We start from the raw sequence: 21,415 nt of genomic DNA, 5'->3' as shown, positions 1-21,415 counted from the left end.
GATCAGCTCAGCGCAGCATGCGTGAAATCAGCTGCGCCGTATAGTCGACCATTGGGACGATGCGCGCGTAGTTCAGCCGGGTCGGGCCGATGACGCCGAGCGCGCCGACGACGCGGGCATCCTTGTCGCGATAAGGCGCCACCACCAGCGACGAGCCCGACAGCGAAAACAGCTTGTTTTCCGAGCCGATGAAGATGCGCACGCCCGAGCCTTCCTCGGCGAGGTCGAGCAACTGGATAAGCCCGTCCTGCGTCTCCATGTCCTCGAACAGATGGCGCAGCAGTTCGATGTCGGCCTGGGCGGTGACGTTTTCGAGCAGATTGGCGCGCCCGCGCACGATGAGCCGTGCCGGCAGGCCGCTGTCGGCGCCTGCCCATACCGCCAGCCCCTTCTCGACCAGGTCCTGCGACAGCGTGTCGAGCGCGGCCCTGGTTTCTTCCTTGATGCGGGCGATCTCGATCCGCGCCTCGGCCAGCGTGCGGCCGCGTATATGGGCGTTGAGGAAATTCGAGGCCTCGTGCAGTTGCGAGACGGTGATGCCGGCGGGCAGCTCGACGACGCGGTTTTCGACGTCGCCATTCTGCGACACCAGCACCGCCAGCGCCTTGGTCGGTTCGAGCTGGATGAATTCGATGTGCTTCAGCGCCACCTCGTTCTTGGCGGCCAGCACCAGGCCAGCGCCGCGCGACATGCCCGACAGCATCTGGCTGGCCTCGGTCAGCATGTGTTCCAGCGTCGCGCCCGAGCCGGACGCCCGAACCTGTGCCTCGATGGCGCGGCGCTCCTCGTCGGAAAGGTCGCCAAGCTCCATGAAGGCATCGACGAAGAAACGCAGGCCGGCCTGCGTCGGCAGCCGGCCGGCCGAAATGTGCGGCGCGTAGATCAGGCCGAGATGCTCGAGGTCGCTCATCACGTTGCGGATGGTCGCCGGCGACAGCGAGGACGGCAGGATGCGCGACAGGCTGCGCGAGCCCACGGGTTCGCCGTCCCTGAGATAGGAGTCGACGATACGCCGGAAGATGTCGCGCGAACGCATGTCGAGCGACTGGAGCGCGGGCGACTGCGAAGCGGGATCGACTGCCTTGGTCATACGGCCAAAAACCTCCGGCCCAAGGATATAGACTTACACTGCACCCGCGCAACCCGGTGTCTGTGCCAGATCACCCGGTGTCTTTGTGAGATCACCTGGTGTCTGAGTCAGATCGTCAGGCCATTTTCCTTTGCGCCACGGGGCCCATGCGGTTACAAGCCGGCCAAGATTCCGAAAAATGACAAGAAAGCAGCCTGAATGCGCCCTTCCAAACGCCAATTCGACGAAATGCGTGCCATCTCCTTCGAGCGCGGCGTCTCCAAGCATGCCGAAGGCTCATGCCTGGTGAAGTTCGGCGACACGCATGTCCTGTGCACGGCCAGCCTCGAGGAAAAAGTGCCGGGCTGGATGCGCAATTCGGGCAAAGGCTGGGTGACGGCGGAATACGGCATGCTGCCGCGCTCGACCGGCGAACGCATGCGCCGCGAGGCTTCGGCCGGCAAGCAGGGCGGCCGCACGCTGGAGATCCAGCGGCTGATCGGCCGCTCCCTGCGCGCCGTGGTCGATCTGCAGGCGCTGGGCGAGCAGCAGATCACCGTCGACTGCGACGTCATCCAGGCCGATGGCGGCACCCGCACCGCATCGATCACCGGCGGCTGGGTGGCGCTGTATGACTGCCTGCGCTGGATGGAAGCGCGCCAGATGGCCAGCGTCGCCAAGGTGCTGAAGGACCATGTCGCGGCGATCTCCTGCGGCATCCATGACCGCCAGCCGGTCATCGACCTCGACTATATCGAGGATTCTTCGGCCGGCACCGACGCCAATTTCGTCATGACCGGCAAGGGCGGCATCGTCGAGATCCAGGGCACCGCCGAGGGCGAGCCTTTTTCGGAAGAGCAGTTCGCGGACCTGATGGGCCTGGCCAAGAAAGGCATCCAGCGGTTGGTGAGTTTGCAGCAGATGGCAGTGGCTTGACGGTTTTCTGGTGACCCCCTCCGCCATCCTGGAATCGGCCCTCTACGTCACCAATCTGGCGGCGGCGGAAGAATTCTATGTCGGCGTCCTCGGCCTCAATCTCCTCGGCAAGGTCGACGGCCGTCATCTCTTTTTCCGCTGCGGACCGGGCGTGCTGCTCGTCTTCAACGCCGAGGCGACCAAAATCCCGCCGGCGCCTGACGCAAGGCTGCCGGTGCCGCCGCATGGCACGGTCGGCGAGGGCCATCTGTGCTTTGCTGCGACCGCCGATGAAATCGCCGGCTGGAAAGCCCATCTGGAGGCAAAGAAGATCGCCATCGAGAGCGAATTCGAGTGGCCGCAGGGCGGCCGTTCGATCTATATACGCGACCCCTCGGGCAATTCGATCGAATTCGCCGAGCCACGAATCTGGGGCATTTGATGGATTCTCTTGACGGAAAGAAGATCGTCGTCGCCAGCCATAATGACGGCAAGCTGCGCGAATTCGCCGACCTGATGGGGCCGTTCGGCTTCGAAGCGAAGTCGGCCAAGGAGTATGGCCTGCCGGAGCCGGATGAGACCGGCACCACCTTCGAGGAGAACGCCTACATCAAGGCGCTCGCCGCCGCCAAGGCGACCGGCCTGCCGGCGCTGTCTGACGATTCCGGCCTGTGCGTCGACGCGCTTGATGGCGCGCCCGGCGTCTACACCGCCAATTGGGCCGAAACCCCGGATGGCAGCAGAGATTTCGGCATGGCCATGCAACGCACCGAAGTGGCGCTGCAGGAAGTCGGAGCGGCCTTGCCGCAACAGCGCAAGGGACGTTTCGTTGCCGTCATCTGCCTGGCGTTTCCCGACGGCGAGGCGGAATATTATCGCGGCGAGGCCGAAGGCACGCTGGTCTGGCCCCCGCGCGGCGAGCTCGGCTTCGGCTACGATCCTGTGTTCCTGCCCGATGGCTTCGAAAAAACCTTCGGTGAGATGAGCGCTGAGGAAAAGCATGGCTGGAAGCCCGGCCAGGCCACGGCGCTGTCGCACCGCGCCCGTGCCTTCCAGAAATTCGCCAAGGCGAGATTGGGCTCGGCATGAGCATGCTGCTCGACCGGGCGCCCGGCTTCGGCGTCTATGTCCACTGGCCGTTCTGCGCGGCCAAATGCCCCTATTGCGACTTCAACAGCCATGTCCGCCACCAGCCGGTCGACCAGGAGCGCTTTGCCGCCGCCTTCGAGACCGAACTGGCGACAATGCGCGAACGCACCGGGCCGCGCGAGGTGACCAGCGTTTTTCTCGGCGGCGGCACGCCCTCGCTGATGAAGCCGGAAACCGTGGCCAGGGTTCTGGACGCCGTGGCGAAGAACTGGACTGTGCCTGACGGCATCGAGGTGACGCTGGAGGCCAATCCGTCCTCGGTCGAGGCCGAACGCTTTCGCGGCTATCGGGCGGCCGGTGTCAATCGGGTGTCGCTCGGCGTTCAGGCGTTGAACGACAAGGATTTGCGCTTCCTCGGCCGGCTGCACAATGTCGAAGAGGCGCTGCATGCCATCGGCCTGGCGCGAGAAATTTTTCCGCGGCTATCCTTCGACCTGATCTACGCCCGCCCCGGCCAGACGCCGGAGGCTTGGGCATCGGAGCTGGAACAGGCGATCGGCCATGCCGCCGATCATCTGTCGCTCTATCAGCTGACCATCGAGGAAGGCACGCCCTTCCACGCCCTGCACGCGGCAAAGAAATTCATCATTCCCGACAATGACCACGCCGCCGACCTCTATGCGCTGACGCAGGAGATCACCACGGCGCATGGCTTGCCGGCTTACGAGATTTCCAACCACGCAAGGCCGGGCGCCGAGAGCCGGCACAACCTCACCTATTGGCGCTATGGCGAATATGTCGGCGTTGGACCCGGCGCGCATGGCCGCTTCGTCGAGAACGGCCGCCGCACGGTGACGATCGCCGAACGGATGCCGGAAACCTGGGCCAATTTGGTCGAGGCCAAGGGCCATGGCGTCACCGGCGGCGAAATCCTGACCCGCTCGGAAGAGGCCGACGAGTTCCTGCTGATGGGCCTGCGGCTGGCCGAAGGCATCGACCTCTCCCGCTACGAGGCGTTCTCCGGACGCGGCCTGTCGAGCGCGCGGCTTTCGATGCTGCAAGGCGAAGGGCTGGTGGCGCCGATCGGCAATGCGCGCCTGCGCGCCACGCCGGCCGGCATGATCGTGCTCGACGCGGTGGTGGCGGACCTGGCGCGGTAGCCAGGTAGCTTTGCCTGCGCCAAGCTCCTCCCGCCTTCGTCATCCACGGGCGGAGCGACGCGAAGCGGCGCGCAGACCCGAGGATCCATGCCGCGACGGCTGCCGAGGGGCGTCACGGTCCAGAATGGGCATGCCTGCTCTGCCACTTGTCCCGTTCAAACAATAGATTTCGTTGCCGGCGCATCTTCTCCACCCCAGCTTTCCAAATTCTGCACCGTAGCGAAATTCAGAAGTCACGGAATGGATCCTCGGGTCTTCGCGACGTCGCTTCGTTCCTGCTCCGCCCGTGGATGACGAAGGTGGGGATGCCTCGCCCAATCTCCGAAGCTTAGGATTGCGCTTCTGAAGGCACGCGTTTCACGCTATCTCGGTTGAGACGCCATCCGCGAAGGCCACCTCAATGAACCTGACCGTATCCTCCTGGCAATTCTGGGCCCTGCTCTCGGCTGCGTTCGCTGCCCTGACGGCGATCTTCGCCAAGGTTGGCATCGAGAACATCAATTCCGATTTCGCCACCTTCATCCGCACGGTCATCATCGTGATCGTGCTCGGTGCGATCCTGCTTGCCAGCGGCCAGTTCCAGTCGCCGGCCACGATCTCGGGAAAGACCTGGGCTTTCCTCGGCCTCTCCGGTCTGGCGACCGGCGCCTCATGGCTCTGCTATTTCCGGGCGCTCAAGATCGGCAATGCGGCGCAGGTGGCGCCGATCGACAAGCTAAGCGTTGTGCTTGTGGCGGTGTTTGGCGCGGCCTTTCTCGGCGAGCGGTTGTCCGGAGCGAATTGGCTTGGCGTCGCCCTTATCGCGGCGGGCGCGGTGCTGGTCGCCTATCGAGGCTAGTTGCGCGCCGTTGCGGGCACTCTTTGTTTCAAGACGGGTGATGAAGATATCGAAGCGATTGGGCATCGTCCGGTCAGTGCTCCGTCGTGCTGTCGGGTTTGTTGTCGGAATGCCCGACAGTCGTCGGCAAGGTGCTCATCGGCTTGGTGCTCATCGGCAAGCCGCGTGCGGGCCGCTTCGTCAGGCTGGCGTCGGCAGGCGGACGCTTGTCATTGGGGGTGGCAACGCGGTTGCGGCCGGCATAGTAGGGCTCGAAAGCGTCTTGTATCTTGAGGCTGTCCATCCTGTCCTCCCGGGGGATCAGGGATTAAATCTGCCAAAGCCGGTTTCGTTCCCTACTGTGGCAAAGGAATGGCAAGGACTTTCCACCAGGGCCATCGACACGATCGGGCAGAGTTCCGCGTGGAGGCATTCACGCACGGGCGATGGGCTTCTGGCCAGACCTGAATTGGTTCTCAAAGCCGCCGATTGGTGCTGTGAGGGAACAGACGTTTAGAACGGCGGCTACGGTATCGATGTTCCGCTCAATAAACGAAAAGCCCGCATGATAGGATCAAGCGGGCTTCCGGTATCTCGTTGGTGTCAGGCCGGCGTCTTGGTCGGAGGCGACCCGGTAACGGCGACGACAGCCGATAGCCGCTCTCTCTTAACCAGCGCAGGCTTCTTGTAGATTTTCTTCATGGGACATTTCCCGCAGTTTTCCTGGATGACACAGATGCCGTGCGCCGTCTCCTGTTGTCAAGCCGGCACGACAGAACCGTCGGGCTGCCACCCGGTGGCGGATCTCCCCTGGGAATCCGGCAGCTTTTCGATTGCCAGCCAAAGCCAACCGCTGCACTGGTATTTCCTTGCGCCGCGCAACGACAGGGGGAGGGGCAGATATGATTAAGCAGCCTCTCTCGGCGCAGACTGTAATCGGTGCCTTCGCGGATGACGGCCGCCGCCGCCCGATCACGGCGATTTTCCTGCTGAATATCGATAGACACACCGGTCCGCTGCTTGCCGGATGGGTGAAGTCCGGCAACCGTATCGGCGCCATCGTCCTGCCTGGTCTCCAACGCCGGCCAAAGGGCTCTGGTATTGGCGACTTCCGAAGAAGCCTGCAGCGCAAGCTTCGGCTCAAACGTTATCTGGGCGATGTCCCCGTCAAGCTGATCGAATTCGGCAGGCCGCATGATTGGGACGCGCTTGAGCGCCAATTGTCGGGCATCAACGCCGATGTGCTGATCTCCTACGCTTTCCCGAACTTAATCCCACAGCGGGTGCTTGCCGGCTTTCGCAAGGGCGGGCTCAATCTTCATCCCTCGCTGCTCCCCAATTATCGTGGTCCCCACCCCGTTCATCGAATGGTCGTTGACGGCCAGCATCTGGCTTGTGGCGGCGTGACGCTGCACAAGATGTCGGCAGGTTACGATGAGGGTGACATTCTCGCGCAGGTAGCGTTTTCGGAAGCGGACTGGGCGTCGAAACAGACCCTGGCGCACGCTACCGCGGCTGCTTTCCGATTGCTTGTGAGCGATGCGGTGCCGGCCTATTGCCGAGGCGCCTTATCCGGAATGCCGCAGCCGGCCGGTGACTTCACATGGGCACGGCTGGAGCCCGCCCATATGATGATCTCATCTTCCATGCCCATGGAACACGTCGCACGGCTATGGAACGTATTGGGGATAGCGCCGGGCATTTATCTGCCAACAGCCGGCGGCAATGCGAGGCTTGGGTTCCAGATACGAAGGTTGGGCGCCCCGACAGGAAGGGCTCCAACCAAGCGATGGGCAAGCATTGAGTTTGACCTGGCCGACGGCAGGGTGGTTCACCTCACCTACAACCGCCTGCTCAAAAGGCTGGTCAAGATGCACGCTGTGATGGCATCCGCCAGGCTCGAAGAATCGCGTCTTGAAATACGGTTTTTTCGACCAAGCGACGTGAGCTTTTTGCAAGCCTGCGCCAGCCATGCCAAATAAGATTTTGGCAGGCCAAACAGGGTCGAACGGAGACTTGATCAGTGACCGCAGAGACGGGCAAGCGCAGCTATGTGGTCGGGCAGACCGAGATCGCGGCCCGGCCGCTGGAGCCGGCGCTCTATCTGGTGGCGACACCGATCGGCAATCTCGCCGACATCACGCTGCGCGCGCTGGAGACGCTGGCCGCCGCCGACATCGTCGCTTGCGAAGACACGCGGGTGTCGCGCGTGCTGCTAGACCGTTATGGCATCCGCCGCCGCACCACGGCCTATCATGAGCATAATGCCGGAGAGGCCGGGCCGAAGCTGATCGCGGCGCTCCAGGCCGGACAGAGCGTGGCGCTGATCTCCGATGCCGGTACGCCGCTGGTGTCCGATCCCGGCTACCGGCTGGTCGGCGAGGCGCTCGACCACGGCATTCGCGTCGTGCCTATCCCGGGCCCGTCGGCGCCGCTCGCGGCGCTCACGGCATCCGGCCTGCCGTCGGACGCCTTCCTGTTTGCCGGCTTCCTGCCAGTCAAATCAGGGCAGCGGCTGACGCGGCTGGAGGCGTTGAAAGCCGTGCCGGCGACATTGATCTTCTTCGAATCGCCGCGCCGGCTGGCTGACTCGCTTGTCGCCATGGTCGAAGCGCTCGGCGGCGAGCGCAAGGCCGCGATCGGCCGTGAACTGACCAAGACCTTCGAGGAGATGCGCACGGGCACGCTGCAGGCGCTGGCCGACCACTATGCCGCGGCCGATACGCCGAAGGGCGAGATCGTCGTCTGCGTCGGTCCGGCCGAGGCCAGGGTCGACGAACCCGCCGACATCGACCGTCTGCTTCTGTCGCTTGCCGCCGAAATGCCGGCCTCCAAGGCGGCGGCGGAAGCCGCGAAGATGACCGGCGGCCAGAAACAGGCGCTCTATCGGCGATTGCTGGAGCTCAAGGATGCTTCTGGAGAAAGCGGCGGTGGCTGAACGCCCGAGCGCCAGCCGCCAAAAAGCCTATCGGCGCGGCCATCGCGGCGAATGGCTGGCGTCGGTAGCGCTGATGCTGAAAGGCTATCGCATTCTCGCCCGCCGCCACCGCACGCGCTTCGGCGAGATCGACCTGATCGCACGGCGCGGCGATCTGGTGCTGTTCGTCGAGGTCAAGGCGCGGCGCACGCTGATGGAAGCCATGGAGGCGATCGGCCACGAATCGGAACGTCGAATAGAAGGCGCGGCCGACATCTGGCTGTCGCGCCAAGCGGACTACGGCAGATTGTCGATGCGCTTCGACATGGTCGCGGTGCTGCCCTGGCGCTGGCCGGTGCATGTCGAGAACGCATTTTACGGGAGGAGTTGAGGGAGCGGCCCTCCTTCATTCGTCATCCACGGGCGGAGCAGGAGCGAAGCTCCGTCGCGGAGACCCGAGGATCCATGCCGCGACCTCTAAGCGCCTCTACGGTGCAGGAATTGGGAGACTTTTCGCCGGATTTGGCGAGCTTGGCGATGGCTATTCTCGATCGCCGAACCCTCCGATCCACGTCACGGCATGGATCCTCGGGTCTGCGCTGCGTCGCTACGCTCCTTGCTCCGCCCGTGGATGACGAAGCGTGAGGGCCGCTACGCGGATCACTCCTCACCCCCAGATCATCAACGCCACCAAGCCGACACCGCCCACCACCAGCCGCCACCAGCCGAACAGCGAGTAGCCGTTGCGCGAGACGTAATCGAGCAGGAAGCGCACGACGATGAGCGCCGTGACGAAGGCGGCGACGAAGCCGACGGCGATGATCGGCAGGTCGGCACTGCTCAGCACGTTGCGGTTCTTGAACAGGTCGAAGGCGAAGGCGCCGACCATGGTCGGAATTGCAAGGAAAAAGGAAAATTCAGCGGCCGCGCGCTTGTCGACGCCCAAAAGCAGGGCGCCGACGATGGTCGAGCCCGAACGCGATGTGCCGGGAATGAGCGACAGGCACTGGAAAAGCCCGATCTGCAGGTAAAGCCGGGTCGGGAAGCGCTCGACATCGCGGTAGACCGGCTTGAGGTTCATGCGGTCCACCGCCAGCAGCACGACGCCGCCGATGATCAGCATGATGCAGATCAGTCTTGGCGATTCGAACAGCACCGTCTTGATGAAATCATGCGCCAGCGCGCCGATGATCGCCGCCGGCAGGAAGGCGATCAGGATGCCGATGGCGAAATGCCGCGTCAGCCGGTCATGCGGCAGGTCGAGCAGCATCTTCCACAGGCGGCGGAAATAGACGCTGAGGATCGCCAGGATGGCGCCGAGCTGGATCAGGATCTCGAAGGCCTTGCCGGTCGAATGGAAGCCGAGGAAATGACCTGCAAGCAGAATATGGCCGGTCGACGACACCGGGATGAACTCGGTCAACCCCTCCAGCAGGCCAAGCAGCAGGGCTTCGACGATGGTCTGGCTTTCCATGGCTACCTCGGCATTGGCATGACGGCTGACAGAAGGGCTTGCTTGTCATGGCGTTGAAGTCCCCCTATAGGTCGCAACACCCTGACGGCCCGCTAGCCGGGCGGCCAAGACTTACCGGTGCGCCCTGCGATTCGCCAGTGCGCTTTATCATCGCGGAACCATGCTGACGCTTTTCCACCATCCCATGTTCGCCACCTGTCGCTTCGTCCGCCTCGCATTCGGCGAGTATGGCGAGGAGCTGGCTTTGATCGAGGAAAAGCCGTGGACCCGGCGCAAAGAGTTCCTGGCGCTGAACCCGGCCGGAACGCTGCCGATCCTGCTGGCCGAAGGCGACGTGCCGATCGTCGGGGCGACGGTCATCGCCGAGTATCTCGATGAAACGCGCGGTGTGCTGAAGCGCGACAAGCGGTTGTTCGCCGAAGACCCGATGCAGCGCGCCGAAATCCGCCGGCTGATCGACTGGTACCTCAACAAGGCTGAAAGCGAAGTCACCCGCCATCTGGTGCGCGAGCGCGTGCTGAAGCCGGTCATGCCGGAAACGGCTGGCGGCGGCTCGCCCGATTCGGGCGCGATCCGTGCCGCGCGCGCCAACATCCGCCAGCACATGAAATACACCAACTGGCTGGCTGGCACCCGCCATTGGCTGGCTGGCTCGAGGGTCACCTATGCCGATCTCGCGGCCGCGGCGACGCTGTCGGTGCTCGATTATCTCGGCGAGATCGACTGGCGCGAGCACAGCGCTGCACGCGAATGGTACACGCGGGTCAAGTCGCGGCCATCCTTCCGGCCGCTCTTGACCGACCGGGTGCGCGGCCTGTCACCGGTGTCGCATTATGCGGACCTCGACTTCTGACCCCGCAAAACTGCGCGCGCTGATCGACGCGGAGGCGCAGCGCGCCGGCTTCGATGCCGTCGCCGTCACCTCCCCCGATGCGATCCCGCTGGCGCCGGCGCGCCTGGCCGAATTCGTCGCCGACGGCTTTCACGGCTCGATGGACTGGATCGCCGAGACGCTTCAACGCCGCAGTGAACCAACGGCCCTCTGGCCGCAGGTGCGCTCGATCGTCGTGCTGGCGATGAACTACGGCCCCGGTCATGATCCGCGCGGCGTGCTGGCCAGCCGCGACCGCGCCGCCATCTCGGTCTATGCTCAAAACCGCGACTATCACGATGTGATGAAGGGACGGCTGAAGGAGATCGCCGGCAAGCTCGTGGCGCGCGCCGGCGGCGATGTGAAGGTGTTCGTCGACACTGCGCCGGTGATGGAAAAGCCGCTGGCCGAGGCCGCCGGGCTCGGCTGGCAAGGCAAGCACACCAATCTGATCAGCCGCGAACACGGCTCCTGGCTGTTCCTCGGCACCATCTTCACCACCGCCGAACTCGTGCCCGACCGCGCCGAGATCGACCATTGCGGCTCCTGCCGCGCCTGCCTCGACGCGTGCCCGACCGATGCTTTTCCGCAGCCCTACCGGCTCGATGCGCGGCGCTGCATTTCCTATCTCACCATCGAGAACAAGGGGCCGATTCCGCACGAATTCCGCGAAAAGATCGGCAACCGCATCTATGGCTGCGACGATTGTCTTGCCGCATGCCCGTGGAACAAATTCGCCAGTGCGGCTTCCGAAGCAAAACTCGCCGCTCGCGATGATTTGCGCGAGCCGCCGCTCGCCGACCTTTTGGGTCTCGATGACGCGGCCTTCCGCGCTTTCTTCTCCGGTTCGCCGATAAAACGCATCGGCCGCGATCGTTTTGTCCGCAACGTATTGATCGCCGCCGGCAATTCCGGCGAAGCGTCGCTGTCTGGCGCGGTGCGTACGCTGCTCGGCGATCCGTCGCCGCTGGTGCGGGGCGCGGCAATATGGGCGCTGGCGCGGCTGGTGTCCGATGCCGAATATTCAGAAAAGGCAGCCATCGGCCTGAAAACCGAGAGCGACGAAGCCGTGCGCGACGAATGGCGTCTGGCGCGACCAACCAGGGCGAATGCATGAGCGAAAAGCAGATCTTCATCTTCGGCGCCGGCTATTCCGGCAAGGCTTTTGCTCGGGCTAACATAGGCGCCGCGACGATCTTCGGCACGACACGCTCGCCGGAAAAATTCGAGACGCTACGGCAGGCCGGCATCGCGCCGCTGCTGTTCGACGGCGCGATGACCGACGAAATCGATGATATATTGGGAAAAACAACGCATCTGCTGATTTCGGTCGCCCCGGAAGAGGCCGGCGATCCCGTTCTGAATGCCGCGCGAAAAACGATCGCTCAAATGCCAGCGCTGGAATGGATCGGCTATCTCTCCACCGTCGGCGTCTACGGCAATTATGACGGCGCCTGGGTCGATGAAACCGCCGAATGCCGCCCTGTGTCGAAGCGCTCGGTGATGCGGGTGGCGGCCGAACAGGATTGGCTGCAATTGGGCACGGACATCGGCCGGCCAGTGGCGATCCTGCGCCTCTCCGGCATTTACGGGCCGGGCCGCAACGCCCTGGTCAATCTGGAAAATGGCACTGCAAGGCGGCTGGTAAAGCCGGACCAGGTGTTCAACCGCATCCATTGCGACGACATTGCAGGCGCCCTGTGGCAGCTTATCAATGGCAATACAGGTGGCATCTTCAACGTCACCGATGACCTGCCGGCGCCGCCGCAGGATGTCGTCGCCTATGCCGCTTCATTGATGGGTATCGAACCGCCGCCCGAAATTCCCTTCGACGCCGCCCAACTTTCGCCCATGGCGCGGTCCTTCTATGGCGAGAACAAGCGTGTCGGCAATGCAGCGATCAAGGCGACGGGCTATCGTTTTCGCTTTCCGGACTACCGCGCCGCCTTCGACCACATGTGGGCAAGCGGCGGCTGGCGCGACGGCGAGGCGCGCAGCCCGATGAAGCGCTAAAAGCAATTCCAGGAAAAGTGTGACACGGTTTTCCGTCCGGGATTGCGTCAAAACAGAGATAGAGCAGTTCACCGTTTCGGTGAACCGCTCTAGCGATCGAAGCGTCGTGCTTTGCGTGCTATGATTCGGCCTTGGATTGCGGTGGGGATCCGGTTTCATGAAAACACCGATACGGCCGTCTCTCGGCAAAATGCCCCTGCTGGCAGCCGCGCTTGGCCTGCTTGCCCTGGTCGGTTTCGCCGTTCAGCCGGTGAGCGCCGAAGAACGCGCAAAAGACCTGTTCGGCGCCAAGAAACTGCCGGCCGCGACCGCGGCGCAGTCGATCGGATTCTATTCCAAGGGCTGTTTTGCCGGCGGCGTCGCCATTCCCATGGACGGTCCGACCTGGCAGGTGATGCGGCCTTCGCGCAACCGTCGCTGGGGCCATCCGGCGATGATCGCGGTAGTCGAAAAATTGTCGCGCGATGCCGCAGCCGATGGTTGGCCAGGCCTGCTGATCGGCGACATTTCGCAGCCGCGTGGCGGCCCGATGCTGACCGGACATGCCTCGCACCAGATCGGGCTCGACGCCGACATCTGGCTGACGCCGATGCCCAGCCGCTCGCTGTCGATGGCGCAGCGCGAATCGATGAGCGCCACCTTGATGGTCGATGAGAAGACTCATCTGGTGAAGGACGCGCTGTGGACGCCGGCGCACACAAGGCTTCTGAAGCGGGCGGCGAGCTACAGCCAGGTCGAGCGCATCCTGGTCAATCCGGGCATCAAGAAGAAGCTCTGCGACACCGTCAGGGGCGACCGCTTCTGGCTGCGCAAGGTCAGGCCATTCTGGGGCCACGACTATCATTTCCACATGCGCATCGGCTGCCAGCCGGGATCGCCCGGCTGCAAGGCACAGGAAGCGACGCCGGACGATGACGGTTGCGGCAAGCCGCTGGCCTGGTGGTTTACGCAGGAGCCGTGGCGGCCCAACAAGAACCCGGATGCGCCCAAGGCGCGCGACCTGATGACGATGGCGAACCTGCCGAGCGAGTGCCGCGCCGTGCTCGACGCACCGGGGCCGTCGTCGGCCGAGGCGGCGACCTACCATGGCGGCGGCGTGCCGGTCGCGGCTGCCGCGCCCGAACCCGAAGCGCCGTCATTGCCCGCTACCCCGGCCACCGCCGGCTTGCCAAGCACGGTGAACGCCTTCACGGCGACCCCCGAGATCGGCGTGCCGCTGCCGCGACCGCGGCCGCCAGGAAACTGACGGTCACGGCTCAAGGCGGGCTCAATCGGTTCAGGCCTCATTTTGCGAAACCGTGGCGGTTTGGCCGCAGAGCCGGCCTCAGCGTGCCGCCGGGGTCGAAAACCGTTTCCCTTTTCAAACCCATGCGCTAGTCAACGGAAGAACGGCTAGATGCCGTCGGGGCGCCGGAGACGGACGAGAGCATGCCAGGCACAGGCGACGACGATACTTTGTTGCGGTTTCCGATCCTTATCGGCGACATCGGCGGCACCAATGCGCGCTTTTCGATCGTGCTCGACGCCAATTCCGAGGCCGGCGAGCCGACCATCGTCCAGACGGCGAACTACAACACCATCGACGAGGCGATCCAGGCGGCCGTGCTCGACCGCTCGTCGGTGCGTCCCAATTCAGCGGTGCTGGCGGTGGCCGGTCCGGTCGACGGCGACGAGATCGAGCTGACCAACTGCCCCTGGATCGTCAAGCCGAGAAAAATGTTCGCCAGCCTCGGCCTGAGCGACATCGTCGTGCTCAACGATTTCGAGGCGCAGGCGCTGGCCGTCGTCGCGCTCGGCGAGGAGCACATGGAAAAGATCGGCGGCGGCACGCCGGAGCCCAGTGCCGGGCGCGTCGTGCTCGGCCCCGGAACCGGGCTCGGCGTTGCCGGGCTGGTCCATGCGCTGCACCACTGGATACCGGTGCCCGGCGAGGGCGGTCATATGGACATCGGCCCGCGCACGCCGCGAGATTTCGAGGTTTTTCCGCATATCGAGAAGCTGGAGGGCCGCATTTCGGGCGAGCAGATCCTGTGCGGGCGCGGTCTGGTCAATGTCTATCGGGCGGTCGCCAAGGCAGACGGAAAGCCGTCGCCCTTCACCACGCCGGCCGAGATCACTGCCGCGGCACTTGCGAAAACCGATCCGGTTGCCGAGGAAGCGCTGGAGATCTTCGTCACCTGCCTTGGCCGCACCGCAGGCGACCTTGCTCTGGTTTTCATGAGCCGCGGCGGCGTGTTCCTCACCGGTGGCATCGCGCAGAAGATCGTGCCGGCGCTGAAAGCCGGCAATTTCCGCGCCGCTTTCGAGGACAAGGCGCCGCACAGCGCGATGATGCGCACCATGCCCGTGTACGTCATCACCCACCCGCTGGCCGCACTTCTGGGCCTTGCCGCCTATGCCAGGAACCCCTCGCTGTTCGGTGTCCAGACCGAGGGCCGGCGCTGGCAGGCCTAGTTTTCTGCGGCAGAGCCCCATGGGAGACCGCAGACGCGCTAAAGCCCCGCGACGAAGTTAATCAGGTGCGGGCATAGGCAATCAGGCCGCAGGGCGTTAAGAGGGGTGCCGAATTTGCAGCCCCGGTCCCACGAGGCGGAAAACCACAAAGCGCTCCCGATTTGACACTTCAAGCTCCAAACAAACAAAAAGCCCTGCCCGGCGAGGTCACAGCGGTGCTCCGCCGCATCCTCGCTGAAAACGGCAACGAGTATCGCTGGACCTATGTAGTCGCCGTCACCTGCCTGCTGATCGTTTCCGGCACCACTGCCTTCACGGCGTGGATCATGGCCCCGATGATCAACCAGATCTTCTACGAACGACGCGGCGATATGCTCTGGTTGATCTGCGCCGGTTTCATGGGAGCCTCCTTGCTGCGCGGCTTCGCCGGTTACGGCCAAGCAGTCGCATTGGCCAGTATCGGCAACAATCTGGTCGCGCGCTACCAGAAGCGCAGCTTCGACCATCTGATGAAGCTCGGCGTCAACTTCTTCAATGATACGCGTTCCGGTCGGCTGGCGGCACAGGTCAGCGAGAATGTCGGCGGCGTTCGCGATCTGCTGTCGCTGACACTGACCTCCATCAGCCGCGACGCGGTCACGCTGATCGCTCTCGTCGGCGTGATGATCTACCAGGATCCGGTGTTGTCGCTCAGCTCGCTGCTGATCGGCCCTCCACTGATCTGGGCCGTCGTCTACATCACCCGCCGACTGCGGCGTATCAACCGGGAATCCGTCCTGATCAATTCGCAGCTGAACGGGTCCGTGCAGGAGGCCACGCAAGGCATCGCCATCGTCAAGGCCTTCACCTTGGAGGCCGAGCTGGCGCGCCGCATCGGCATCATGGCGGACACTGCCGAGCAGCGTAACAACAAGATCGCCCGCGTCTCGGAGCGGCTGTCGCCGATTTCCGAGATTCTGGGCGGTCTCGCCATCACCTCCGTGCTTGCCTATTCCGGCTACCGGGCGCTGTATCTTGGGCAGCCGCCGGGCGCGGTTTTCTCCTTCATCACCGCGCTGATCATGGCCTACGATCCGGCAAGACGCTTGGCGCGCACACAGGTGGGCATGGAACGCGCCCTGGTCAACGCGCGCATGATCTACGAGTTGCTCGACCTAGAGCCGAAACAGGGCGACGCGCCCGATGCCGTCGAGGCCAGGATCACCACCGGCGAGGTGCGTTTCGACAATGTGACGTTCGGCTACAGCGCCGACATGCCGGTGCTGAGGGATCTGAGCTTTACCGCCGCCGCCGGCAAGGTGACGGCGATAGTCGGTGCGTCGGGCGCCGGCAAATCGACGCTGGTGGCGCTCTTGCAGCGCTTCTACGACGTCGACCGGGGCAGCATCGAGGTCGATGGCCAGGACATCTCGAAGGTAACCAAGCATTCGCTGCGGCAGTCGATCGCCTATGTGGCGCAGGCGCCCTATCTGTTCGAGGGCACGATCCGCGACAACATCCGCTACGGCCGTCTCTCGGCCACGGACGCCGAGATCGAGCAGGCGGCGAAACAGGCGGCAGCCGACGAGTTCATCCGCCAGCAGCCGCAAGGTTACGACACGCCGGTCGGCGAAGGCGGCTCGACCCTTTCCGGCGGCCAGCGCCAGCGCGTCTCGATCGCCCGCGCCATCGTGCGCCAGGCACCGATCCTGCTGCTCGACGAGGCGACATCGGCGCTCGACAACGAGGCGGAGGCGCGCGTCCAGGAAGCGCTGACCCAGGTCATGCAAGGCCGCACGACCATCGTCATAGCGCATAGGCTATCGACGGTGGTCAATGCCGACCACATCATCGTGCTGGAAGAGGGCCGGTTGGTCGAGGAAGGCACCCATGCGACGCTGATGGCCGACCCGGACAGCATCTATTCCCGCTTCCACCGCATCCAGGGCAAGAAGGGGCTGGGGCTTGTCGATGACAGCAAGCCGATCCAAACTCCGGTCCGGGCCACGCGTGCGAAGAAGACTGCTGTGAGGAGCACATGAGCGAAGCAAGCGATATGGGCCTTGTGGTGGTGGGCGCTGCCGGCCGCATGGGCCAGACGCTGATCCGTGCCATCCACTCTATATCAGGCGCTCGAGTTATCGGCGCGGTCGAGCGGGCGGATTCGCCGCATCTGGGTAAGGATGCCGGCGAACTGGCGGGCATCGGCATCATTAATGTGCCGATCGGTGACGACCCGCTGCCGGTCTTCGCCAAGGCAGACGGCGTGCTCGATTTCACCACGCCTGCTTCGACGGTCGAATTCGCCGGCTACGCGGCGCAGGCGCGCATCGTCCATGTCATCGGCACGACGGGCTGTTCAGCCGACGATAACGCGAAAATAGCTGCGGCGGCGCGCCATGCGACCATCGTCAAGTCGGGCAATATGAGCCTCGGCGTTAATCTGCTGGCGGTGCTGGTCGAACAGGCGGCGCGCGCGCTCGATGCCGACGATTTCGACATCGAGATCCTCGAAATGCACCACAAGCACAAGGTCGACGCGCCATCGGGCACGGCGCTGCTGCTGGGTGAAGCCGCCGCCGCCGGGCGTGGTATCGAGCTTTCAGGCAATGACGTACGCGTCCGCGACGGCCACACCGGGGTGCGCAAGACGGGCTCGATCGGCTTTGCCACGCTGCGCGGCGGCTCGGTGGTCGGCGACCACAGCGTGCTGCTGGCCGGGACCGGCGAGCGCATCACGCTTGCCCACCATGCAGAGGACCGCGCCATCTTCGCCCGCGGCGGCGTCAAGGCCGCCTTGTGGGGGCGCGGCAAGAAGCCGGGACTGTATTCGATGCGGGACGTGCTCGGCCTCAGCTGAGCCGGCCTGATCCATAAACCTCTTTGTCTAACGCAATTCCGGGCGGAAAACCGCGTCACACTTTTCCTGGAATTGCTCTTGAAGGAGCAAACATGTCGAGAACCCTCGTGCTCGTGCGCCACGGCCAGAGCGAATGGAATTTGAAGAACCTTTTCACCGGCTGGCGTGATGTCGACCTGACCGAGCAGGGCCACGCCGAGGCCAAGGCCGCCGGCCAGAAACTCAAGGCGCGCGGCCTGAAATTCGACATCGCCTTCACCTCGGCGCTGATCCGGGCGCAAAAGACCTGCCAGCACATCCTCGACGCGGTCGGCCAGAGTGACCTGAAGACCATCCGCGACCAGGCACTCAACGAGCGCGACTATGGCGATCTCTCCGGCCTCAACAAGGACGACGCCCGCAAGAAATGGGGCGAGGAGCAGGTGCATGTCTGGCGCCGCTCCTACGACGTGCCGCCGCCCGCCGGCGAAAGCCTGAAGGACACCGGCGCCCGAGTCTGGCCCTATTACCTGCACGACCTGCAGCCGCATGTGCTGCGCGGCGGCACCGTGCTGGTCGCCGCCCACGGCAACTCGCTGCGCGCGCTGATCATGGCGCTCGACGGCAAGTCGGGCGAGGAGATCGTCAAGCTGGAACTCGGCACCGGCGTGCCGATCATCTACCAGCTCAACGCCGATTCCACCGTCGCTTCCAAGGAAGTGCTGCACGACTGAGCCGGCGAACGGAGTACCTGCGAAAAAAGCGCGTTGACAGCAATCGCTTGCCCGCTTACATGAGCCCGCACCAGCCCAGATGGCGGAATTGGTAGACGCGCACGGTTCAGGTCCGTGTTCCGCAAGGAGTGGAGGTTCGAGTCCTCTTCTGGGCACCAAATTCCCGTTTCGAACCATTCGAGGGTTCAGAAACCTAGAGAAAAAGCCCGGTTCGTCCGGGCTTTTTCTTTTCAGCCACCTCCCCTTCCGGCCAGTCCCCTCACAAACCGCTTCAAACTCCGCGCCCGCTTCGCTACGCTCAAAGCCATGGCTCAATCCACCAACCAGATCTTCGGTGCCCGCCGCGATCAGGCGTTCCCCACGCTGGCTGAGGTGGACATCGACCGCATGCGCCGGTTCGGCGAGGCCAGCGCCTATGCCGCTGGCGAGCACATCATCGAAGCAGGCGATGTGGCGCCCGGCCTGATCGTCGTCTTGTCGGGCAGCGTGGACATCACCCAGGATGGCGGGCTCGGCCGGCGCGAGACGATCGTCACGCATGGCCCAGGCAGCTTTGTCGGCGAGCTGGCGCAGCTTTCGGCCCGTCCCTCGCTGGTCAATGCGCAGGCCGCCGAACCGGTCGAGGCGTTCGTCATCGCCTCGCAGCGGCTGCGCGACCTGATGGTGCAGGAGGCCAATCTCGGCGAGCGCATCATGCGGGCGCTGATCCTGCGCCGTGTCGGGCTGTTGGAGAGCGCCACCAGCGGGCCGATCATCATCGGACCCCAGGACCATGCCGACGTGTTACGGCTGCAGGGTTTCCTTGCCCGCAGCGGCCAGCCGCACCGCGTGCTCGATTCCGGCAGCGATCCCTGCGCCAAGACCCTGGTCGAGCGTTTCGAGGTCGATCCTCACCACCTGCCGATCGTGCTCTGTCCAAACGGCAGGCTGCTGATGAATCCCGGCGAAAAGGACCTCGCCCGCTGCATCGGCCTGCTGCGGCCGATCGATGCCGATACGGTGTATGACGTGGCCATCGTCGGCGCCGGCCCGGCAGGGCTGGCGGCGGCGGTCTATGCGGCATCCGAAGGGCTGTCGACGATCGTGCTCGATTGCCGTGCCTTCGGCGGACAGGCCGGTGCCTCCTCGCGCATCGAGAACTATCTCGGTTTCCCGACCGGCATCACCGGCATGGCGCTGATGGCGCGCGCCTACAACCAGGCGCAGAAATTCGGCGTCGAAATGGTCATCCCGGACGAGGCGAAGCTTTTGAGCGCCGCCACCGACGCGTCTGGCGCCCGCTATCTGCTCGATGTCGGTGACGGCGAGACCGTGCGCACGCGCAGCGTGGTGATCGCCAGCGGCGCGCGTTATCGTCGCCTCGACATCGCCAATCTGGCGCGGTTCGAGGGGACATCAGTGCATTATTGGGCATCGCCCATCGAAGGCCGGCTTTGCGCGGACCAGGAAGTGGCGCTTGTCGGCGCCGGCAATTCGGCCGGACAAGCGGCTGTCTATCTGGCCAGTCATGCGCGCAAAGTGGCGCTGCTGGCGCGCGGCGGCAGCCTCGATGCCAGCATGTCGCGTTATCTGGTCGAGCGCATCCGGGCGCAGCCGAACATCGAGGTGCTGACCGGGACCGAAATCGAGGCGCTGGACGGCGAAGACGGCAATCTTGCCACAGTGCGATGGCGCAACCGCGCCGGCGGCGCGGAAACGACGCGCCCTATCCGTCATCTCTTCCTCTTCATTGGCGCTGATCCGAACACCGATTGGCTGGCCAGCTGCGATGTCGAGCTGGACGCCAAGGGTTTCGTGCGCACCGGATCGGACATAGGATCGGCGCAGATGGAGACCAGCCGCAGCGGCGTGTTCGCCATAGGCGATGTCCGTGCCGGCTCGGTCAAACGGGTCGCGGCGGCTGTCGGCGAAGGCGCCCAGGTGGTCGCGGCATTGCATGCCTATCTCGCACGCGCGGACGCACCTCAAACAGCAGGGAGACCATGATGGATGAATGCAGGCATACGCGCGACATCAGGAAGGTGACGCCGAGCGCGCTCGGCTGCGAGGAATGCCTGAAGAGCGGCTCGCAATGGGTGCATCTGCGGCTCTGCCGCACCTGCGGCCATGTCGGCTGCTGCGACGACTCGCCCAACCGTCACGCCACCAGGCATTTCCACGCCACCAAGCATCCGATCATCGAGGGCTACGATCCACCCGAAGGCTGGGCATGGTGCTATGTCGACGAGGTGTTTGTCGACCTCGGCGACGACGTGACCCCGCAGAACGGCCCGATCCCGCGCTTTGTTTGAGCGGCGCCGCATGGCGACGGAATCCCGAGAAAAGCGCGACCGTCCGGGCTTCATTTGGCGGCGGTTTCCCTGCTGAACGGCCTGGCAATCAGTCGGCGAAATACAGATATCCCAGCCACCCGGCCAGCACGATCGAGGCAGTCCAGATACAAACAATGATCACCGCCGCGTAGCGGCTCACCGACCTGTCGGCGGCCAGCGCGGCGGTCTTTCTGTGTTCCGCCATCACCTCGGGCGGTATCATCCTGACCACGGCAAGAACGCCCAAAGGGACCAGGATGACGTCGTCGAGATAGCCGATCACCGGAATGAAATCGGGGATCAGGTCGATTGGCGACAAGGCATAGCTTGCAACACACACGGCAAGCGCCTTGGCATACCAGGGCGTTCGGGGATCGCGAGCGGCGAGGTACAGCCCATGCACATCGCGCTTGATCGTTCGGGCCACTCATTCAGTGCCATCGGATGACTTTAGCGCCAAATGAAAACCGCCGATAGCGCACGCCAGGCGCCCGCCTCCGAGAGCATCTCGAAGAGCTGATGACCGCCGGTCTACCGCACGGAGCCGGTGACGGTCGGGTCGATCATGCTGGGAACCGATTTGCGTTCGTTTCCGGCAAGCGCCGCTATGATCAGCAGGCTGGCAACCACCGGGACAAACAGGATGGCAACGCGAGCTTGCACGTAGAATATGGCGCGCCATTCATTGCGCTTGTCGGGGCTGTTGCTCATCATACTCACTTTGTCGGCCCCCCGGACCGTGACATAGCCGCGAACGGTTAAACAACTCCTT

The 21,415-nt window shown here is 64.2% G+C and carries 24 protein-coding genes and 1 tRNA gene; 19 read left to right on the top strand and 6 right to left on the bottom strand.

All coding sequences use genetic code 11. The features are described 5' to 3' along the window. Window positions 1-7 precede the first annotated feature (7 nt). Window positions 8-1,090 (bottom strand): heat-inducible transcriptional repressor HrcA, encoded by a 1,083-nt coding sequence (gene hrcA, locus MESCI2_RS0133300; protein WP_027040272.1) that lies wholly within the window; start codon window positions 1,088-1,090, stop codon window positions 8-10. 198 nt (window positions 1,091-1,288) lie between these two features. Between hrcA and rph the strand changes: the two genes are divergently transcribed. From rph to MESCI2_RS0133275, 5 genes are all read left to right on the top strand, one after another. Then, on the top strand, window positions 1,289-2,005 hold the full coding sequence (rph, locus tag MESCI2_RS0133295) for a ribonuclease PH (protein ID WP_027040271.1): 717 nt from the start codon (window positions 1,289-1,291) through the stop codon (window positions 2,003-2,005). 10 nt (window positions 2,006-2,015) lie between these two features. Continuing rightward, window positions 2,016-2,426, top strand: coding sequence for a VOC family protein (locus MESCI2_RS0133290; protein WP_027040270.1), 411 nt, complete (start codon window positions 2,016-2,018; stop codon window positions 2,424-2,426). Further along, window positions 2,426-3,073 carry an RdgB/HAM1 family non-canonical purine NTP pyrophosphatase gene (gene rdgB, locus MESCI2_RS0133285; protein ID WP_027040269.1) on the top strand — a complete coding sequence of 216 codons (648 nt, stop codon included), beginning with the start codon at window positions 2,426-2,428 and terminating at the stop codon, window positions 3,071-3,073. The genes MESCI2_RS0133290 and rdgB overlap by 1 nt, the downstream gene beginning before the upstream one ends. Further along, window positions 3,070-4,233, top strand: coding sequence for a radical SAM family heme chaperone HemW (gene hemW / locus MESCI2_RS0133280; RefSeq protein ID WP_027040268.1), 1,164 nt, complete (start codon window positions 3,070-3,072; stop codon window positions 4,231-4,233). The genes rdgB and hemW overlap by 4 nt, the downstream gene beginning before the upstream one ends. A 400-nt stretch (window positions 4,234-4,633) precedes the next feature. Next, a complete protein-coding gene (locus tag MESCI2_RS0133275) occupies window positions 4,634-5,071 on the top strand; it encodes an EamA family transporter (protein ID WP_027040267.1) in 438 nt (145 codons plus the stop codon). Window positions 5,072-5,144: 73 nt separating this feature from the next. Here the strand turns inward: MESCI2_RS0133275 and MESCI2_RS0133270 are convergent, their stop codons facing one another. Together MESCI2_RS0133270 and MESCI2_RS1000000138345 are read right to left on the bottom strand one after the other, a co-directional pair. Further along, window positions 5,145-5,354, bottom strand: a complete 210-nt coding sequence (locus MESCI2_RS0133270; protein WP_027040266.1) for a hypothetical protein — start codon at window positions 5,352-5,354, stop codon at window positions 5,145-5,147. Between the two features lie 299 nt (window positions 5,355-5,653). Next, the gene (locus MESCI2_RS1000000138345; RefSeq protein WP_155936718.1) at window positions 5,654-5,752 is read right to left on the bottom strand and encodes a putative RiPP precursor; all 99 of its coding nucleotides are present in this window, start codon (window positions 5,750-5,752) and stop codon (window positions 5,654-5,656) included. A gap of 200 nt (window positions 5,753-5,952) precedes the next feature. Here MESCI2_RS1000000138345 and MESCI2_RS0133265 point away from each other — a divergent pair, with 200 nt between their 5' ends. Genes MESCI2_RS0133265 through MESCI2_RS0133255 form a run of 3 tightly spaced genes read left to right on the top strand, consistent with a single transcriptional unit; the run spans window position 5,953 to window position 8,358 of the window. Continuing rightward, on the top strand, window positions 5,953-7,032 hold the full coding sequence (locus tag MESCI2_RS0133265) for a formyltransferase family protein (protein ID WP_027040265.1): 1,080 nt from the start codon (window positions 5,953-5,955) through the stop codon (window positions 7,030-7,032). 41 nt (window positions 7,033-7,073) lie between these two features. Further along, entirely contained in the window at window positions 7,074-7,988 is a 915-nt protein-coding gene (rsmI, locus tag MESCI2_RS0133260) for a 16S rRNA (cytidine(1402)-2'-O)-methyltransferase (protein ID WP_027040264.1), read from the top strand. Further along, on the top strand, window positions 7,981-8,358 hold the full coding sequence (locus MESCI2_RS0133255; protein WP_027040263.1) for a YraN family protein: 378 nt from the start codon (window positions 7,981-7,983) through the stop codon (window positions 8,356-8,358). The genes rsmI and MESCI2_RS0133255 overlap by 8 nt, the downstream gene beginning before the upstream one ends. Window positions 8,359-8,634: 276 nt before the next feature. Here the strand turns inward: MESCI2_RS0133255 and MESCI2_RS0133250 are convergent, their stop codons facing one another. Then, complete coding sequence (locus MESCI2_RS0133250; protein ID WP_027040262.1) at window positions 8,635-9,441, bottom strand: undecaprenyl-diphosphate phosphatase; 807 nt, start codon at window positions 9,439-9,441, stop codon at window positions 8,635-8,637. A 160-nt stretch (window positions 9,442-9,601) separates the two neighbouring features. Between MESCI2_RS0133250 and MESCI2_RS0133245 the strand changes: the two genes are divergently transcribed. The 11 genes from MESCI2_RS0133245 (at window position 9,602) to MESCI2_RS0133195 (ending at window position 20,622) form a co-directional block, all read left to right on the top strand. Further along, complete coding sequence (locus MESCI2_RS0133245; protein WP_027040261.1) at window positions 9,602-10,294, top strand: glutathione S-transferase family protein; 693 nt, start codon at window positions 9,602-9,604, stop codon at window positions 10,292-10,294. Further along, entirely contained in the window at window positions 10,275-11,429 is a 1,155-nt protein-coding gene (queG, locus tag MESCI2_RS0133240) for a tRNA epoxyqueuosine(34) reductase QueG (RefSeq protein WP_027040260.1), read from the top strand. The genes MESCI2_RS0133245 and queG overlap by 20 nt, the downstream gene beginning before the upstream one ends. Next, a complete protein-coding gene (locus tag MESCI2_RS0133235) occupies window positions 11,426-12,325 on the top strand; it encodes an SDR family oxidoreductase (RefSeq protein WP_027040259.1) in 900 nt (299 codons plus the stop codon). The genes queG and MESCI2_RS0133235 overlap by 4 nt, the downstream gene beginning before the upstream one ends. 157 nt (window positions 12,326-12,482) lie before the next feature. Next, the gene (gene mepA / locus MESCI2_RS0133230; protein WP_027040258.1) at window positions 12,483-13,571 is read left to right on the top strand and encodes a penicillin-insensitive murein endopeptidase; all 1,089 of its coding nucleotides are present in this window, start codon (window positions 12,483-12,485) and stop codon (window positions 13,569-13,571) included. 182 nt (window positions 13,572-13,753) lie between these two features. After that, the gene (locus tag MESCI2_RS0133225; RefSeq protein WP_027040257.1) at window positions 13,754-14,779 is read left to right on the top strand and encodes a glucokinase; all 1,026 of its coding nucleotides are present in this window, start codon (window positions 13,754-13,756) and stop codon (window positions 14,777-14,779) included. 161 nt (window positions 14,780-14,940) lie between these two features. Then, on the top strand, window positions 14,941-16,800 hold the full coding sequence (locus tag MESCI2_RS01000000136000) for an ABC transporter ATP-binding protein (protein ID WP_032901452.1): 1,860 nt from the start codon (window positions 14,941-14,943) through the stop codon (window positions 16,798-16,800). Further along, window positions 16,797-17,618, top strand: coding sequence for a 4-hydroxy-tetrahydrodipicolinate reductase (gene dapB / locus MESCI2_RS0133215; RefSeq protein ID WP_027040256.1), 822 nt, complete (start codon window positions 16,797-16,799; stop codon window positions 17,616-17,618). The genes MESCI2_RS01000000136000 and dapB overlap by 4 nt, the downstream gene beginning before the upstream one ends. A 92-nt stretch (window positions 17,619-17,710) precedes the next feature. After that, window positions 17,711-18,331 carry a 2,3-bisphosphoglycerate-dependent phosphoglycerate mutase gene (locus tag MESCI2_RS0133210; protein WP_027040255.1) on the top strand — a complete coding sequence of 207 codons (621 nt, stop codon included), beginning with the start codon at window positions 17,711-17,713 and terminating at the stop codon, window positions 18,329-18,331. A 73-nt stretch (window positions 18,332-18,404) separates the two neighbouring features. Continuing rightward, window positions 18,405-18,489: transfer RNA gene (locus MESCI2_RS0133205), tRNA-Leu, on the top strand. 148 nt (window positions 18,490-18,637) lie between these two features. Then, a complete protein-coding gene (locus MESCI2_RS0133200; RefSeq protein WP_027040254.1) occupies window positions 18,638-20,317 on the top strand; it encodes an FAD-dependent oxidoreductase in 1,680 nt (559 codons plus the stop codon). Then, complete coding sequence (locus MESCI2_RS0133195) at window positions 20,314-20,622, top strand: UBP-type zinc finger domain-containing protein (RefSeq protein ID WP_027040253.1); 309 nt, start codon at window positions 20,314-20,316, stop codon at window positions 20,620-20,622. Before MESCI2_RS0133200 ends, MESCI2_RS0133195 begins: the two co-directional genes overlap by 4 nt. A gap of 88 nt (window positions 20,623-20,710) precedes the next feature. Here the strand turns inward: MESCI2_RS0133195 and MESCI2_RS0133190 are convergent, their stop codons facing one another. Next, complete coding sequence (locus MESCI2_RS0133190; RefSeq protein WP_027040252.1) at window positions 20,711-21,070, bottom strand: YkvA family protein; 360 nt, start codon at window positions 21,068-21,070, stop codon at window positions 20,711-20,713. 104 nt (window positions 21,071-21,174) lie between these two features. After that, window positions 21,175-21,354, bottom strand: a complete 180-nt coding sequence (locus MESCI2_RS0133185; protein ID WP_023814179.1) for a hypothetical protein — start codon at window positions 21,352-21,354, stop codon at window positions 21,175-21,177. Window positions 21,355-21,415: the final 61 nt, after the last annotated feature.

The organism is Mesorhizobium ciceri WSM4083 (assembly GCF_000519305.1).
In the GTDB taxonomy this organism is placed as follows: domain Bacteria; phylum Pseudomonadota; class Alphaproteobacteria; order Rhizobiales; family Rhizobiaceae; genus Mesorhizobium; species Mesorhizobium ciceri_B.
The sequence above is the reverse complement of the archived record's forward strand: the minus strand, read 5'-3'. Positions and strand labels throughout refer to the sequence as shown.